Consider the following 15,434-nt stretch of genomic DNA (forward strand, 5'->3'; position numbering starts at 1 on the left):
TTTTATGAAAATCAAACTATTCCATTTACTAGTAACAATTTTGGTGATTGGCCTCTTGGCAGGCTGCAACAGCAATTCAGCATCTGGTGATAAAAAAGAAAAAGTCGTTACTGTTAAGGTGGGGATTACCGGATCAGATGGACAGTATTGGGACATCATTAAGAAAAAAGCGTTAGAAAAAAATATTAAGGTAGAATATGTCGAATTTTCCGATTATGTGCTGCCAAATACTGCACTTGTCAATGGCGAGGTAGATGTGAACGCCTTCCAGCATCTTGCATTTTTAAGTCAATTTATCGCGGAAAATAATGTGAATATTGTGCCGATTGGCTCAACTGTTGTTGCTCCTTTAGGATTGTATTCGGAAAAATATAAAGATGTATCCGAGATCCCAAATGGTTCAAAAATTGCGGTTCCAAATGATCCGGCTAATTTAGGCAGAGGGCTAAAGGTTCTGCAGCAAGCTGGATTAATTGAGTTAAGGGAAGATGTCGGTCTTTATCCAACAGTAAAAGATATCGTTAAAAATCCAAAAAATATTGAAATAGTAGAAGTCGTTGCCCAACAGACTCCTAGAGTGCTGCCTGATGTAGCCGCATCTATTATCAATGGCGGAATAGCTGGTCAAGCCGGTTACACTTTAGCAGATGCCATTTTTCATGATGATCCAAACAGCAAAGATACACTGCCGTATGTTAACGTTTTTGCCACTTTAGAAAAGAATAAAGACAATGAGGCATATAAGACCATTGCGGAAATTTATCAGACAGAAGAAGTAGCTAAAGCAGTAGAAGAAGATACGAAGGGTGCAAGCATTGTCACAAAGGTGCCAGTACCAGAACTGCAAAAAGAATTAGAACGCTTAGTTGAAAATATAAAACAAGGAAAAGAATAACATAAGAAAGGAATTGTTTATTTGCGAGCAAGGCTGCATTTGAATTTGATGACAATCGACTGATAGAATCGGAATTTGTACTTTTGAAAAGATGCTGGAGTGAGAAATATGGCAAAGCAGATAATATTAAATCTTTTTGATATGGCAGGAGCTATGCATAATTCTCACGGATTATGGAAGCATCCTCAAAATAAACGTCATCTTTATTATAATGATCTACATTATTGGATTGAGTTAGGGAAATTGTTGGAAAAAGGGAAGTTTGACACCATTTTCTTTGCAGATGTAGCAGGAGTGTATGATGTCTATCAAAATAGTAAAGATGCTGCGATTCGAGACGGCGTTCAAGTTCCGCTAAATGATCCGGCCTTTATTGTACCAGCGGTGGCAGCTGTTACAGAGCATTTGTCATTTGTAGTAACGGTCAGCACAACGTATGAACATCCGTTTTCAAATGCACGTCGTTTTTCCACATTAGATCACTTTACAAACGGCAGAATTGGCTGGAATGTTGTCACCTCATATTTGCCAAATGCTGCGCAAAACTACGGCCATAAAGAAATTGTTAAACATGACGAGCGTTATGATATTGCCGATGAATTTATGGAGGTTTCCTATAAGCTTTGGGAAGGCAGCTGGGAGGAGCATGCGTTTGTTGGCGATGCGGAAAATGAAATTTTATTTGATCCCGAAAAGGTTCATGAAATAAACCATAATGGGCGATATTTCAGCGTAAAAGGCCCGCATTTAACATATCCTTCTGCACAGCGGACACCTGTTATTTTTCAGGCAGGTTCTTCTGAACGCGGCAGAGATTTCGCCGCCAAGCATGCAGAGTGTGTGTTTGTTGGCGGGTCGACGCCCGAAAAATTAAGATTTTATATTCAAGATATTAAAGAACGGGCTGAAAAATACGGACGGAATCCTGATAATATTAAAGCATTTACGTTTTTAAATGTCATTGTGGCAGAAACGACAGAAGAAGCTGAATTAAAATATGAGGAATACAATCGATTGTGGAGTGCTGAAGCGGCAAAAGCTCAATATAGCGGTTCAACAGGCTATGATTTATCTAAATATGAAGATAAAGACGCTTTTTTTGAATATAAGCATACGGAACATGGTCAGTCTCGAGCTGCTTCATTAACGAAAGATGCGCCAAGAAAATTAACTGTTCGAGAAGTGTTAAACAAGTTTGAAACGATCGGAAGGAGTAATGTATTAGTCGGCAATCCCGTTGAAATAGCTGACAGCATTCAATTCCAGATCGAACAAACTGGAATCGACGGGTATAATCTTGCACATCTTATAACGCCTGGAAGCATTGAAGAGTTCATTCATTTCGTTGTTCCGGAGCTGCAAAAACGTGGAATCTATAAAAAAGAATACGAGAAAGGAACACTGAGGGAGAAGCTGTTTGGTACAGGGAAAAAGCTGCTGCCAGATGATCATACAGGTGCAAAATATCGGAATTTTTAACAATTTTAAAGTTTGCTTCTCCTTCAGCTCATAATGTTGGAGGTAATAATGGAATTTCGTACAGTTGGAAGGACAGGCATTCATGTTTCAAATTTATGCTTTGGAACAATGTCATTCGGCGGCATTGCAGATGAAGAAACTTCCATTATGATGTATAAGCAATGTCGAGAAGCCGGGATAAACTTTTTTGATACAGCGAATGTTTATAATGATGGACGTGCTGAAGAAATTCTTGGAAAGTGTATTGCCGGTCATCGAGATGAGATTGTTTTAACCTCTAAAGCAGGCTTGCCTACAGGCAAAGATTTAAATAGCGGCGGTTTATCGAGAAGAAATCTTTTTTTATCAGTTGAACAAAGTTTAAAAAGATTGGGCACTGATCGGATTGAATTTTATTTTGTTCATCTGTTTGACGAGTATACAGATATTGAAGAAGTCGTTAGAGCTTTAGATGATTTACAAAAACAAGGGAAGATTTTATTCCCCGCTGTAAGTAACTGGGCTGCCTGGCAAATTGCAAAAGCTCTAGGAATATCTGAAAGAAAACAGCTAGCACGATTTGAGTTAATTCAACCGATGTATAATCTCGTAAAACGGCAAGCGGAGGTAGAAATTTTTCCGTTAGCTCAATCAGAGCAATTAGGTGCCATAACTTACAGTCCGCTCGGCGGAGGCTTATTAACCGGAAAATATAACAGTACAAACAAGCCGGAGCAAGGAAGATTAGTAGAACAAAAGAATTATGAGAAAAGATATAGTCATCAGTATTATTTTACTGTTGCACATCAATTTACGGAGCTGGCGAAACAATTTGGATATCATCCTGCTTCTTTAGCAGTTTCATGGGTATTACATCATCCTGCTGTAACTGCTCCAATTATAGGAGCGCGTAATCCGGAACAACTGGCCCTATCGATTGCTGGGGCAGAAATCCCTTTAACTGCCAGTGAAAGAGAACAGATATCCGCATTGTCAGATGAGCCTCCATTACCAACGGATCATAGTCCAGATGAGGATTTATTTAGCAAATATAGAAAGTAATCCAGAGGAAACGGTGCTAGTGTTTTAAAAATCTAGCATAAGAATCGATTTCACACTTTGACAAATTTGAAATCAGAGAATGGTTATGCTGTCTTTTCCTTTAATGGCAATTTGTGAAAAGCTGTTGGAGCAATCTTTTCTTACGGGATGGTGGACTTAAGTATTCTAATGATGAACATCAGAGCTTGGTAAATGGACATCCATTTCCTGAATCAAAACAATCGTGGTGTAAGCTGCGGTGTAAAACAAACGGATTGATGAAACAGTTGAACGTTTGAACTTTCACATTATTTTTTGCGGTAATACGCGAAAAAGATGTGGTTGGTAAATTTAAAAAACAAAACAGGAGTGTTTGATGAATGTCAAGCCAAAAACCATTAAATCAAAGGATTAACTTCAAAAATAAAGATGAATCAAATTCTCTAACTTTTACCAGCCCAGTAAAAGTTGATTCACCAGAATTAGAATACTTAATTGCTGCAATTGCAGAAGATGCTGAAAAACGCAGAAGTACTGGGAGTAAAGATCATCCATATTATGCCTTTGATTTAATCCGAAAATCTCGATTGGGTGCATTGCGATTACCTGTTGAACTTGGCGGCAGCGGTGCAAATATTCGTGATCTTTTTCAAATTTTAATACGTTTAGCGGAAGCTGATCCAGATGTCGCACACAGCCTTCGTTCACACTTTTCCCAAGTGGAGAAATTTTTGCTGCTTACGGATGAAAAACTCCGTGAAAAGTGGCTGCAAAGAGTAGCCAATGGAGAAATCATCGGCAATGCTTCTGCTGAAATTTCATCCAATAATGCTGGAAATTTGGTTTTTGAAACAACTTTATCACCGGATGGTGAAGGCTTCCTATTGAATGGCAAAAAATACTTTAGTACCGGCACACTGTATGCAGACTGGGTAGTTGTTACGGCATCAACTCATGAAGGAAGGTCTGCATCGGTAATAATTCCGACAAATCGTGAAGGTGTCATCATTGAAGATGACTGGGACGGCATCGGACAAAAATGGACAGGAAGCGGTACTACACGTCTTCACAATGTGTATGTCAATCAAGATGAAATAACATATATTGATGGCTCCAAAACGCCTTTCAACTCTTTTCTGCAGCTCTATTTGCATGGAGTGATAGCAGGCATCTTGCGGAATGTGGTGACAGACGCTAAAGCTTTAGTTCATGGAAGATCACGGACATTCAGTTTTGCTGCTGCGGATACACCTCGACAAGATCCGCAACTTCAGCATGTCATTGGACAGCTCTCAAGCAGCGCGTTTACCGCAGAAACTATTGTCCTAGCTGCCGCAGATGCAATTGATGCTGCTCTGAAAACAGCAGTTAATGGAGTGATCGATTATTCTCTGAGCCATGAAGCTTCCCTGCGAGCTGCACAGGCCAAGGTTATTATAGATCAACTTGCCTTACAGGCCTCGACGCTTCTTTTTGAGGTTGGAGGGGCATCCGCAACGAGACAATCAAAACATCTTGACCGTCACTGGCGTAATATTCGCACTCTTGCTTCGCATAATCCAACAGTTTACAAAGCTAGAGCTATTGGCGACTACGTCGTGAACAGTACAGATCTTCCAATAAGAGAGGTTTACTTTTAAGGATGTTTTAAAAATTTTATATATAAAAAGGAGCGTTTAAAAATGAGTAACTATGAAACAATTAACAAAAAGTATTCAAGAGCATTTATTGAGGAAATTAGGGAGAAAGTTAAGCCAATTATTGAAGAAGTCATTAAACCAAGCGCTGAACGAATTGACAAGAGTGGGGAGTTCCCGCGTGAAAGTTTGTTAGCCCTTGCGAAAGAAGGATGGAATTCAGTAACATTTTCTGAAAAATGGGGAGGATTAGATTTAGGATATTTAGGATTTTCCATCGTGGCTGAAGAAATCGGGAAAGTTGATGCGTCAACAGCTTTAGTATATGCCATGCATGTTGGAGCAGCACAAGTAATTGTTTTATATGGAAACGATGATCAAAAGAAACGGTGGCTGCTCCCTATCAGAGATGGTGCGATCGGAACCTTTGCTGTTAGTGAAAAAGCTACAAGAGGTCATGTATGGTTTAGCTTAAGCCAGGCTGAGCGCGATGGCAGCGATTATATCATTAATGCTGAAAAATCCTTTACGACAAGCGGAGGCCAAGCAGATTTTTATATTTTGCAAACGAGAACACCTGATTCTGACGACCCTAGTAACATTAGCTTCTTTATCGTTGACGGCCATAATGACGGTATAGTTGCAAAGCCATGGAATGCATTAGGTGTAAGAGGAAGCCACAGTGGTCCAATTACGTTTAACAATATAAAAGTAAGCGGCCGCGATCTAGTGGGATACGAAGGGTTAGGAAGAGAAATCATGGATGAAGGCGCAAACCCTATTTATATACTGGGTATTGCATCTGTTTGGCTCGGTGTTGCCCAAGGTGCACTAGAACTGGCTGTTAAACATGTTAAGAACGCAGTTAACAAAGGATTTAATAATAGTTTGGCTGACCATCAAGTCATTCGTGAAAAATTGGCAGAAGTGAAAATAAGAATTGCAGGTTTAAAAGCATGGCAGATAGATTTAGCAAGACATTATGATGAATTGCTGGCAGAAGGGCAACCTATAAGCTCATTGGCATCCGAAGTCATAGAATTTAAAGTGAAAGCATCCGAAACAGCAGATTTTGCTGCACGAATTGCGATGGATGTAGCGGGCGGTTATGGCTATATTGAAGGACCTTTTGAACGGCTTTACCGCGATGCCCGGGCAGGAATCCCAATGGCTCCATCTAATAATATCGCCCGCGACCAAGTGGCAAAAATTTTATTAGAATTGCCGTTGAATCTTTGGAATGAGAATGAAAGAAAATAAACCAAACCAGCAATGCATTTTTATTTGGAGTCTGAAATCTGTAAGAACTTTACTGCCTATTTAGGATAATGATGAATAGATGAGTCGGTAGGTCAATTGTCTGTAACGCTGTTAGAATAATTATGAATTAATGAATAAATGACCAATTGCTCAGAAAATCTGTTGTTTTTTACAATGTTTTAAAGACTTATTTTGCCAAACTTTAAAAACTCTAGATATAACCATTTCGATGAACTATATGAATAAGCCTCACACTTCTTTTTTATAGTAGGTGTGAGGTTTTATTTTGTGAAAAAAAGAGGACATTCGCAATTTTAAGTGGCTGATCATTTACAAGGGAAGTAGACGAGAGTTTTGCCTGTCAGGGAAGCGTATAACAAACAACATCTCAACTTTAAAACAGAAGAAGCATTGAAAACTGAAAGCGCGAGACTTAAAAGTGTTTTTTCAACGTTTATGGGAAAAGACAGATTTTCACGTTAGACGTCAATGAACCATAAAAAATCAAAAAGCATTTTTCACTGTGAGAAGTTGTGCGGCAGGCAAATTCCTTGTAATACCATTGAACAGTTTTTTACAATCCTTATAAGGAGAGTTTAAAAGGAGTTGAAAAAATGACGAATTCTCAGAAAAAAAGATTGGAAGAGATTGAATTCTCAGTTTTGGATTTGGCTCCTGTTTTATTAGGGAAAACGCCGGCTGACACATTCAAAAACAGTTTAGACCTTGCGCAAAATGTTGAACGATTTGGATATAAACGTTATTGGCTTGCAGAGCACCATAATATGGAGGGCATCGCAAGCTCAGCTACTTCTGTATTAATAGGCTATATTGCAGGAGGTACGAAAACGATTCGTGTAGGATCTGGAGGCGTCATGCTTCCGAACCATGCTCCTCTTGTGATTGCTGAACAATTCGGGACATTAGAGTCGTTGTATCCAGGTCGAATTGATTTAGGGATAGGACGTGCTCCTGGAACAGATCAGGTGACATCCATGGCATTGCGAAGAAATTTACATGGGTCAGTATCAGAATTTCCAAACGACGTCCAAGAACTCATCAATTATTTTGCTCCGAAAGAGAAGCGGAAAGGATATGTACGCGCAGTTCCTGGTGAGGGATTAAATGTTCCTGTTTGGCTGCTTGGATCAAGTACGTATAGCGCTCAGCTTGCAGCAAAGCTTGGACTTCCTTTTGGGTTTGCAAGCCATTTTGCACCGAATCACTTATATGAAGCACTGAAAATATATCGTGACCAGTTCCAGCCGTCAGAACATTTGAAGGAGCCGTATGCGTTGGCGTGTGTGAATGTCGTGGCAGCAGATACCGATGAAGAGGCGAAGTATCTTGCAACCAGCTTGTATCAAATGTTTTTGGGCGTGATCCGAGGAACTTCTAGATTGTTGCAGCCTCCTGTTGAAAGCATGGATGGAGAATGGAATGAATTTGAAAAAGAAGCGGTACGCCATCAGCTTTATTTTTCGTTTGTTGGATCTAAGCAAACAATAAAAGAGAAGCTTCAAAAATTTTTGGATGACACTCAGGTAGACGAAATAATGGTTGTTTCATATATATACGACCATTCGGCTCGCGTGCATTCGTACCGTATTTTATCTGAGATAAAGAATGAAATGTAGTTCTTTTATTTTAAATATGTTATTTTCGGCAACTATCATTACTGTTTAACTTTTTCAGTTCGGGAAGAGATCTGAGCAGCGGCAGACTCTTTTTTCAGAAAAGTTTTTTGCATTTTTTTATGTGATCATAAAAGCAACGATGTTTTTGAATTGCGGATGATCGAAACAGGCTATCGGCTTTGAACTGTCCCTGTCAAGTAGACAGTGGAAATAACAAAAATCATCTAAGCGGCTTCGGCCCTAAATTCCATAGGGCTGAGGCCGTTTAAGCGTTTTTGGGTCGATCATGATTATAAAATAGGATGTACTCTTCGATTCCTTGACAAAGCTTTGAATCGGCTACACTTAACTGGACAATAAAATTAAGGTCAAGTAGACTAAACACCAAATTTGGGTATACTGCTTATTAAACATAAAGGATCCGTACTAGAAACTTTACGTGGAGTGGCGGGGATGCTAGCCTTGTCGGCGAGACAGATGAACACATCATCTGACTTCCTGGCTGGGAAAGCATGCCCGCAGAGGCTCCATGTCAAGTTTCGTCGCAAACCCACTGTTTTGGTGGTCTACTTCAACACTACCACAGTTAAGGAGAGTTTAAAAATGAGAAACAGACGAACATTCACTGTAGAATTCAAGGCTCAAATGGTCAAGCTTTATGAAAATGGGAAACCAAGAAAAGATATTATTCGTGAATATGATTTAACGCCTTCAGCCTTGGACAAATGGATCAAACAAAGCCAAACATCCGGTTCATTTAAGGAAAAGGACAATCGTTCTCCAGAAGAAAATGAATTGATCCAGCTTCGAAAAGAAAACAAGCGTTTATTGATGGAGAATGATATTTTAAAGCAAGCCGCGCTGATACTAGGACAAAAGTAAATGTGATCAAGAATAACAGACACAAATACTCGATATCAGCAATGTGCGATGTCCTACAACTTCCAAGAAGCACCTATTATTACGAAGCAAAAGAAAAAAGTAATGCAGAAGATAAACTGACAGCCGCCATTCTGGAAATTTTCCAGAAAAGCCGAAAAAACTATGGTACACGTAAAATCAAACATGAATTAGAGAAGCTTGGTATGATTGCCTCAAGACGAAGAATTGGCAGAATCATGAAAGAAAACGGGCTAGTATCAAATTATACGGTTGCCCAGTTTAAACCTCATGTAGATAAATGCAATGAATCAAAAGTTGAAAATGTGTTAAAACGAGAATTTGATCAACAAAAAGAATGAACAGTTGTGGTTAGTGACTTAACATACGTTAGAGTAGAAAAAAGCTGGCATTACATCTGTTTATTTGTCGATCTTTATAATCGAGAAATTATTGGTCATAGTGCAGGCCCAAACAAAAATGCCCAGCTAGTCTACCAAGCTTTATCGACCGTGAAAGCAGATTTACGGCAAATTCAATGATTCCACACAGACAGAGGCAATGAATTCAAGAACAAGACAATTGATGAAGCTCTAGATACTTTTCAGATTAATCGGTCGTTAAGCATGAAGGGCTGCCCCTATGACAACACAGTAGCTGAAGCAACCTTTAAAATTATCAAAACAGAATTTGTTAAGGGTAGATATTTCGAAAATTTAGACCAATTGAAACTGGAATTAGATGATTATGTTCATTGGTTTAATCATATTAGAATACATGGAACACTTGGGTATTTAAGCCCGGTGGAGTACAAAGAGAAACACCTCAAAAAAATTGTCTAGTTTAGTGTTGACATACCAGCATATGCGTACCGGAAAATGTGACAGATAAGATAAAAAATCTGAAGGACAGTCATGATACGGATCCAGTATCTTGTTCTGACATCAGATCATCTTTGAGATAATGGAATTTGCTTCTTATCTTTCGATTCAATACATACATAATTATCAATTATGTTGTGTCATTGGACGAGTTTATTACTACGATCAACTGAATTCGGGTCAAATTGTCCAGATTATTGCCTTCAGATTGTAGCCACTTGTGAAAATTGGTTATAAGACGTACTAATCCTCAACCGTTTTTCCCGTTTTCCTTTTTCAAGAAGATACGCTCTAAAACCATCGAGTTCTACGTCACTTTTTTTCACCGTTAGGCCCCTCCTTTTCCTACATTTTTTTCACCTATTAGGGGTGGATGTAGCGAAGACCCCCCATTCATTTAATAACAAATGTTCCTCACATTAGTTCCATATTTTTAGTAAAATTAATAAAAGCTTTAATTAAAGGTATTTTTAAGGATTCTTTGCGATAGATTATCCATGAATTTCTCATTATCGGTTCTCCACGTCTAGTTCTCAATTGAATACGATACAAGTCTTCATTGTTACTTAATACAATGGAAGGAATGATCGCATATCCAAGTCCACTTAATACCATCTCTTTACAAGTTTCCATGTTATCTACTTCCATTGTAATAGTCGGCGGTTCGGAGAAATTCTCCTTCCACCAATTATCAAACACATTTTCTAAAGACAAATCTGTTTTGTAAATGATTCTTGGCAAATTTGGCAGTTCATCCAGCGAAATTTCTCTTTTTGATACGATCCAAATATTTTCCGTCATGATTAAATGTTTTTCTTCCGGCCATTTATAATCTCCTCTAATAAAGCCAACATGTACATCCCGCTTATATACGGAATTTACTAATTCCGAACTCCTACTTGAAGTTACTTTGAATTCTACATCGGGATATTTAGCATGGAAATTTTTTAGAATATTAGGAAGTTTATAACGCGCCATACTGCTAGCAGTACCTATCTTTAGAGTACCTGAGATTTTATTTTCCATGCTTAATAAAAACTCTTTTGTTTGTTGCAATTGACGCAACATATCTTTTGCGTATTTTACCAGATACTCGCCTTGTGAGGTAAATTCTACACCTCTTCTTCCTCTGTGTAAAATTGTAATTCCAAACTCCTTCTCTAATTGTTGTATCCGATAACTTAATGATGGCTGCGATACATATAAGATTTCAGCTGTTTTCGTTATATTTTGTTGATCATAAAGAGTTTGTAATAAAACCCAATCTTTTTCTTCCATATACACCTACCCCCACAAACGATTCTTGCATACTATTTTATAGGCAATGATCCTTAGGAATCAATTTTTTTTATTGATTTAAATTAAATAAATGTATTTTTCTTATCGCAAAAAACGTGCTAACTTTTATTTATCAGGCGGTATCAGAAACAAAATGGAGGAAGTTCAAATGTATGATTATGGTCAGAACTATAAAATTCCAACTGTTATTATGAGAGGTGGAACTAGCAAAGGATTGATATTAAGAAGGGTGGATCTCCCTTCAAATCAAATTTTGCGAGATGAAGTAATTTTAAGAATTTATGGTAGTCCTGACCCCAATCAGATTGATGGACTCGGAGGCGGGACATCTTTATCCAGCAAACTTGCAATTGTAGGTCCTCCATCACATCCTAAGGCCCATATTGATTATACATTTGGCCAGGTTAGCCTTGAAAAAAAGTTCATCGATTATAACGTTACTTGCGGTAATTTCGTGACAGCTGTCGCCCTTTATGCAGCAGAAGAAGGTTATGTTCCTTTAAAGGATCCTGTAACATACGTCAATATATACAATACAAATACGAAAAAAATAATTGTTGCGGAAATACCGGTTAAAAACGGACAAATACAATATAATGGTGATTTTGTAATTGATGGAGTTCCAGGTTCGTCATCTAGAATTATGATAAACTTTTTAGATTCCTGGGGAACTTTTACAGGAAAAACATTACCGACAAGTAACCCAATAGACACTGTACGGTTAATGGATGGACGTAAATTTGAAGTAAGTATTGTTGATTGTGTCAACGTAGTGGTTATGGTGAAGGCGCAAGATTTTGGGCTTCAAGGTATTGAACTTAATAATGAGATTAATGCAAATAGAGAGCTTTTACATGTATTAGAAGAAATTCGAATAGAATCTGGTATCATGATTGGGCTCATCAAGGAAGAAGATAGAGAGAACATTAATCAAACTACTCATGCACTCCCGAAGATTGCCATGGTATCTGCGCCAAGTGAGTATATGACAAATGACCATAAGTTTATAAAAAAAGAAGAAATCGATATTGTTGCGCGTTATATTTCAATGGGATCATTGCATAGAGCTTATGCTGTTAGTGGAGCAATTGCTCTTTCTGCTGCATCAAAAATTCCAGGGACCATCCCAAATCAGCTCGTTTCTTCAGTGGGATCTGGTATTAGGATCGGACACCCTTCAGGAGTTTTATATGTTGAAACAACAGTTGAGAGGGAGGGAGACAATTGGATTGTCTCCAGAGCTGCTATCGGAAGGACAGCAAGAAGGTTGATGGAAGGTTACGCTTATATTCCAGTATCTGTTTTACAAAAAAGTTAAGAAACGCACACGAAAATGTGTGTGTTTCTTAACTAAGGTATAAATTCACTGTGTTTTTGAATGCAACTTCTTTTAAGAATTAAATACCCAAAAACTTTTTATCGCATTTTGAAAGCGTTACTAAAAGAAGGGGGCCAATTGTTATGTTACTTATTTTAGGTATTACAATGATTTTAGTCTTCACGTTTTTAATTATGTCAAAACGTATGTCACCAATCGCAGCATTGACACTTATACCAATTATATTTGCAGTAATCGGTGGTTTTGGTAAAGATGTTGGATCAATGATGTTAGAAGGAATTAAGCTGGTGGCATCTTCAGCTGCTTTATTGCTATTTGCAATTTTATTTTTTGGTATTTTGATAGATGCAGGTTTATTTGATCCACTTATTAAGAGAATATTGAAAATTGTTAAAGGAGACCCTGTAAAAATCGCTATAGGAACATCAATCCTCTCGTTGATTGTAGCTCTGGATGGCGACGGAACTACTACTTATATGATCACTGTTTCAGCTATGCTGCCTCTTTATAAAAGAATTGGTATGAATCCACTAGTATTAGCAACCGTTTCTATGCTGTCATTAAGTATTATGAGTGGCATGACCCCTTGGGGAGGACCAGCTACACGGGCAATTGCTGTTTTGGGACTTGATGGAACAGAATTCTTTGTCCCCCTTCTTCCAACAATGGTTGGGGGTGCTTTATGGGTAATTTTCACAGCTTTTATTTTAGGAAAAAAAGAACGTAAAAGGATAGGAGTTGTAGATATACAATATTCGTTAGTAAATGCGGAATTAACTTCGGCACAAGAACAAATGGATATAAAGCGTCCAAAACTATTGTGGGTAAATTTCTTCTTAGTTGTATCCATTATGATCATTCTCGTAATGGAATTGTTGCCATCGCCGGTTTTATTTCTGGTTGGTTTCGTAATAGCCTTGACAATTAACTATCCCAACCTAGAAGAGCAAAAGGAACGTATATTAGCACATGCAGGAAATGCTTTAACAGTAGTTGTATTGGTTTTTGCAGCTGGCGTCTTCTCTGGAATTTTATCTGGTACCAAAATGGTTGATGCAATTGCTAAAACTTTAGTTGCAATTATTCCGGAATCTTTAGGTCCATTTTTCCCTACAATTGTAGCTATTACGAGTATGCCATTTACGTTTGTATTATCGAACGATGCGTATTATTTCGGGGTCCTTCCTATCCTTGCTAAGGCGGCTACTTCTTATGGAATTGATCCTGTAGAAATTGCTCGAGCTTCTATATTAGGACAACCTGTACATTTAATGAGCCCACTTGTGGCTTCAACCATTTTATTAGTAGGCATGGTTGGTACAGATATTGGAGAATTTCAGCGATTTACTTACAAATGGGCTATTTTGACATCATTAGTTATCACAGGTTTAGCGCTAATGACAGGAGCTCTTTCACTTATGTAAAATTCTTTTATTTATTAATAGTTTAAATTAAAAATTATAAATAGTAAAGACAAAGTCGATCTGCGCTCGATTTCGCAGAACTTGTTGAGATGTCTTTGTTCTATTATTAGGATTCCGAAAATTTTGCGAAGGAACCGGTTAAAAAGGCATGGCAATTGCACTTATCCAATTGGCAGCGAACTTACCGGAATCCGGAACTGGCGCTCTTGGCCGAGTGGAATGAGCACATTGAGCTACTCCACATTTTGTGTGAGCCTTAACTCTATGCGGTTGTGAATAGCAAGCATAATGTCCGTAACCAAACAATAAAAGGGGTGTAACGGGTGAGAGTACGTTATGAGATGATAAGCCCATGTCATGGAATCATTGTAAGTGTACAGAGTAGTAAGTTCTCCTATATCTATGAAGGGGAAAGTGTCTGTTTAATAAAAACAGAGAGCGATGTCGTTGAGATTACGGCCGATTGCAGTGGATGGATTGAAACACTTCATGTAAAACCGGGTGAGGTGGTCGCACCAGGGAGGGTGTTGGCCACTTTAGCAGAAAATGTTTCGTCTCTCCATTCAGGAAGTGATTGAACGAACGTATATTTTTTAATTTGGCTCTGGTCAAGGTATGAATATGAACATTACGATGGTTCAGCTTAGTGAGGGGAAATAAATCCCTTAAAATCCACACCCAGACTATTATTAAAGCATTGAATCATTTATAACCGATTCGAGCCACTGATGGAAGATGTCTATTATACGTTGAATCAAAAAGATGACTGGTTAGCAAGTTCGTTTAGTATTTTGGCAGATGGCATTGGCGGATGGGGTCTGGCGGGGATAGGCGCGGCTACGTTGTGCGGGGTCTGGATGGGGCCGGACAGGTTAGGTAAGGAAAAAAACAAAAAGAAGGAAGCGCGTATCCTCCTTCTTTTTTTCATACAGCTGCGTGACGCCATGCCGTCTGTCATCATCAATCAACTATAAAAAAGTAAGAGGCGGCTGTACGCCTCGTAGAGCGATTATTTAAGGTCGGCAAAGGGTAAGATACCCCCTCAAACGTACACATCATGATGTCCTTGTCCACCTGGATCGATTACACTTATCTTGACAAAAAAATAAGGTCATTTAAAACAAGGTCGGTTAAACTGACTGAAACCGGATAACGAGAATCAAAATGTTACTGTTGAGTCCAAAATTTTTTGCTCCCATCATCCTTCTTGCATGTTAGTACAAAAAGTACGATTGCCGCTGTTGGTTAATAAAAGAGACTATTAATCTTAATTAAATACAATACCGCCATCAATTATAACAGATTGACCTGTCATATAATCAGAATCCGAAGAAGCCAAATAAGAAACGAAATTTGCTACGTCTTCAGGCTCTTGTGTACAGCCTAACGCAATGCCTTCTGCAAATTTTTTAAATGCTTCACCTTTTTGCAAGCCCATATATTTAACCATAGCTGCATCAATCCGATCCCACATGCTGGTTCCGACAATACCAGAACTTGTCCATCTTTTTGTACTAAATCGATGATTCGTTTATTTAGCAGTTCAAAATGGGGGCGATTATGCAAAATTTCCCCCTCAAAAATACAAGAACGTGCAGCGTTATAAATCACCATATAACTTTTTCCCATACTGACATCAAAAGCAATGACGCTTTTCATATACATTCCTCCTGATTTTTATGTA

13 protein-coding genes and 2 pseudogenes are annotated in these 15,434 nt (G+C 38.4%); 11 read left to right on the plus strand and 4 right to left on the minus strand.

Features of this window, described 5'->3' with window-relative positions; all coding sequences use genetic code 11:
• Positions 1–4: 4 nt before the first annotated feature.
• From NSQ71_RS01515 to NSQ71_RS01545, 7 genes and pseudogenes are all read left to right on the plus strand, one after another.
• Entirely contained in the window at positions 5–895 is an 891-nt protein-coding gene (locus NSQ71_RS01515) for a MetQ/NlpA family ABC transporter substrate-binding protein (protein WP_340732514.1), read from the plus strand.
• Between the two features lie 108 nt (positions 896–1,003).
• The gene (locus tag NSQ71_RS01520) at positions 1,004–2,374 is read left to right on the plus strand and encodes an LLM class flavin-dependent oxidoreductase (protein ID WP_340732516.1); all 1,371 of its coding nucleotides are present in this window, start codon (positions 1,004–1,006) and stop codon (positions 2,372–2,374) included.
• Between the two features lie 48 nt (positions 2,375–2,422).
• The gene (locus tag NSQ71_RS01525) at positions 2,423–3,415 is read left to right on the plus strand and encodes an aldo/keto reductase (RefSeq protein WP_063386547.1); all 993 of its coding nucleotides are present in this window, start codon (positions 2,423–2,425) and stop codon (positions 3,413–3,415) included.
• A gap of 359 nt (positions 3,416–3,774) precedes the next feature.
• The gene (locus NSQ71_RS01530) at positions 3,775–5,034 is read left to right on the plus strand and encodes an acyl-CoA dehydrogenase family protein (RefSeq protein ID WP_340732518.1); all 1,260 of its coding nucleotides are present in this window, start codon (positions 3,775–3,777) and stop codon (positions 5,032–5,034) included.
• 42 nt (positions 5,035–5,076) lie between these two features.
• Positions 5,077–6,291 carry an acyl-CoA dehydrogenase family protein gene (locus tag NSQ71_RS01535; protein WP_063388388.1) on the plus strand — a complete coding sequence of 405 codons (1,215 nt, stop codon included), beginning with the start codon at positions 5,077–5,079 and terminating at the stop codon, positions 6,289–6,291.
• 614 nt (positions 6,292–6,905) lie between these two features.
• A complete protein-coding gene (locus NSQ71_RS01540) occupies positions 6,906–7,928 on the plus strand; it encodes an LLM class flavin-dependent oxidoreductase (protein WP_063388387.1) in 1,023 nt (340 codons plus the stop codon).
• Between the two features lie 603 nt (positions 7,929–8,531).
• A pseudogene (locus NSQ71_RS01545) lies at positions 8,532–9,649 on the plus strand (IS3 family transposase).
• Between the two features lie 242 nt (positions 9,650–9,891).
• Here the strand turns inward: NSQ71_RS01545 and NSQ71_RS01550 are convergent.
• Both NSQ71_RS01550 and NSQ71_RS01555 read right to left on the minus strand, forming a co-directional pair.
• Positions 9,892–10,014: a hypothetical protein gene (locus NSQ71_RS01550; protein WP_339193981.1), complete on the minus strand. Its 123-nt coding sequence runs from the start codon at positions 10,012–10,014 to the stop codon at positions 9,892–9,894.
• A gap of 88 nt (positions 10,015–10,102) precedes the next feature.
• Positions 10,103–10,966: a LysR family transcriptional regulator gene (locus tag NSQ71_RS01555; RefSeq protein WP_339193983.1), complete on the minus strand. Its 864-nt coding sequence runs from the start codon at positions 10,964–10,966 to the stop codon at positions 10,103–10,105.
• Positions 10,967–11,135: 169 nt separating this feature from the next.
• On the opposite strand from NSQ71_RS01555, the gene NSQ71_RS01560 reads away from it, so the two are divergent.
• The 4 genes from NSQ71_RS01560 to NSQ71_RS01575 all read left to right on the plus strand — a co-directional run bounded on the left by NSQ71_RS01560 (position 11,136) and on the right by NSQ71_RS01575 (position 14,724).
• Positions 11,136–12,305: a 2-methylaconitate cis-trans isomerase PrpF family protein gene (locus NSQ71_RS01560; RefSeq protein WP_339193984.1), complete on the plus strand. Its 1,170-nt coding sequence runs from the start codon at positions 11,136–11,138 to the stop codon at positions 12,303–12,305.
• 143 nt (positions 12,306–12,448) lie between these two features.
• Positions 12,449–13,750 carry a CitMHS family transporter gene (locus NSQ71_RS01565; RefSeq protein WP_340732526.1) on the plus strand — a complete coding sequence of 434 codons (1,302 nt, stop codon included), beginning with the start codon at positions 12,449–12,451 and terminating at the stop codon, positions 13,748–13,750.
• A gap of 323 nt (positions 13,751–14,073) precedes the next feature.
• A complete protein-coding gene (locus NSQ71_RS01570; protein ID WP_339193988.1) occupies positions 14,074–14,328 on the plus strand; it encodes a biotin/lipoyl-containing protein in 255 nt (84 codons plus the stop codon).
• Between the two features lie 150 nt (positions 14,329–14,478).
• Positions 14,479–14,724 (plus strand): hypothetical protein, encoded by a 246-nt coding sequence (locus NSQ71_RS01575; RefSeq protein ID WP_339193990.1) that lies wholly within the window; start codon positions 14,479–14,481, stop codon positions 14,722–14,724.
• Between the two features lie 293 nt (positions 14,725–15,017).
• Here NSQ71_RS01575 and NSQ71_RS01580 read toward each other — a convergent pair.
• Both NSQ71_RS01580 and NSQ71_RS01585 read right to left on the minus strand, forming a co-directional pair.
• Positions 15,018–15,242 (minus strand): annotated as a pseudogene (locus NSQ71_RS01580) (SDR family oxidoreductase); the annotation flags it as partial.
• Positions 15,134–15,409 (minus strand): transposase, encoded by a 276-nt coding sequence (locus NSQ71_RS01585; protein WP_339193992.1) that lies wholly within the window; start codon positions 15,407–15,409, stop codon positions 15,134–15,136. The pseudogene NSQ71_RS01580 and the gene NSQ71_RS01585, both read right to left, overlap by 109 nt.
• Positions 15,410–15,434 lie beyond the last annotated feature (25 nt).

The organism is Aeribacillus sp. FSL M8-0235 (assembly GCF_038000355.1).
Taxonomy (GTDB): Bacteria; Bacillota; Bacilli; order Bacillales; family Aeribacillaceae; genus Aeribacillus; species Aeribacillus composti.

Excerpts from the sequence above, each read along its gene's own strand:
- NSQ71_RS01515 (WP_340732514.1), top strand. The coding sequence starts at position 5 with ATGAAAATCAAACTATTCCATTTACTAGTAACAATTTTGGTGATTGGC.
- NSQ71_RS01520 (WP_340732516.1), top strand. The coding sequence starts at position 1,004 with ATGGCAAAGCAGATAATATTAAATCTTTTTGATATGGCAGGAGCTATG.
- NSQ71_RS01525 (WP_063386547.1), top strand. The coding sequence starts at position 2,423 with ATGGAATTTCGTACAGTTGGAAGGACAGGCATTCATGTTTCAAATTTA.
- NSQ71_RS01530 (WP_340732518.1), top strand. The coding sequence starts at position 3,775 with ATGTCAAGCCAAAAACCATTAAATCAAAGGATTAACTTCAAAAATAAA.
- NSQ71_RS01535 (WP_063388388.1), top strand. The coding sequence starts at position 5,077 with ATGAGTAACTATGAAACAATTAACAAAAAGTATTCAAGAGCATTTATT.
- NSQ71_RS01540 (WP_063388387.1), top strand. The coding sequence starts at position 6,906 with ATGACGAATTCTCAGAAAAAAAGATTGGAAGAGATTGAATTCTCAGTT.
- NSQ71_RS01555 (WP_339193983.1), bottom strand. The coding sequence starts at position 10,966 with ATGGAAGAAAAAGATTGGGTTTTATTACAAACTCTTTATGATCAACAA.
- NSQ71_RS01560 (WP_339193984.1), top strand. The coding sequence starts at position 11,136 with ATGTATGATTATGGTCAGAACTATAAAATTCCAACTGTTATTATGAGA.
- NSQ71_RS01565 (WP_340732526.1), top strand. The coding sequence starts at position 12,449 with ATGTTACTTATTTTAGGTATTACAATGATTTTAGTCTTCACGTTTTTA.
- NSQ71_RS01575 (WP_339193990.1), top strand. The coding sequence starts at position 14,479 with ATGGAAGATGTCTATTATACGTTGAATCAAAAAGATGACTGGTTAGCA.
- NSQ71_RS01585 (WP_339193992.1), bottom strand. The coding sequence starts at position 15,409 with ATGAAAAGCGTCATTGCTTTTGATGTCAGTATGGGAAAAAGTTATATG.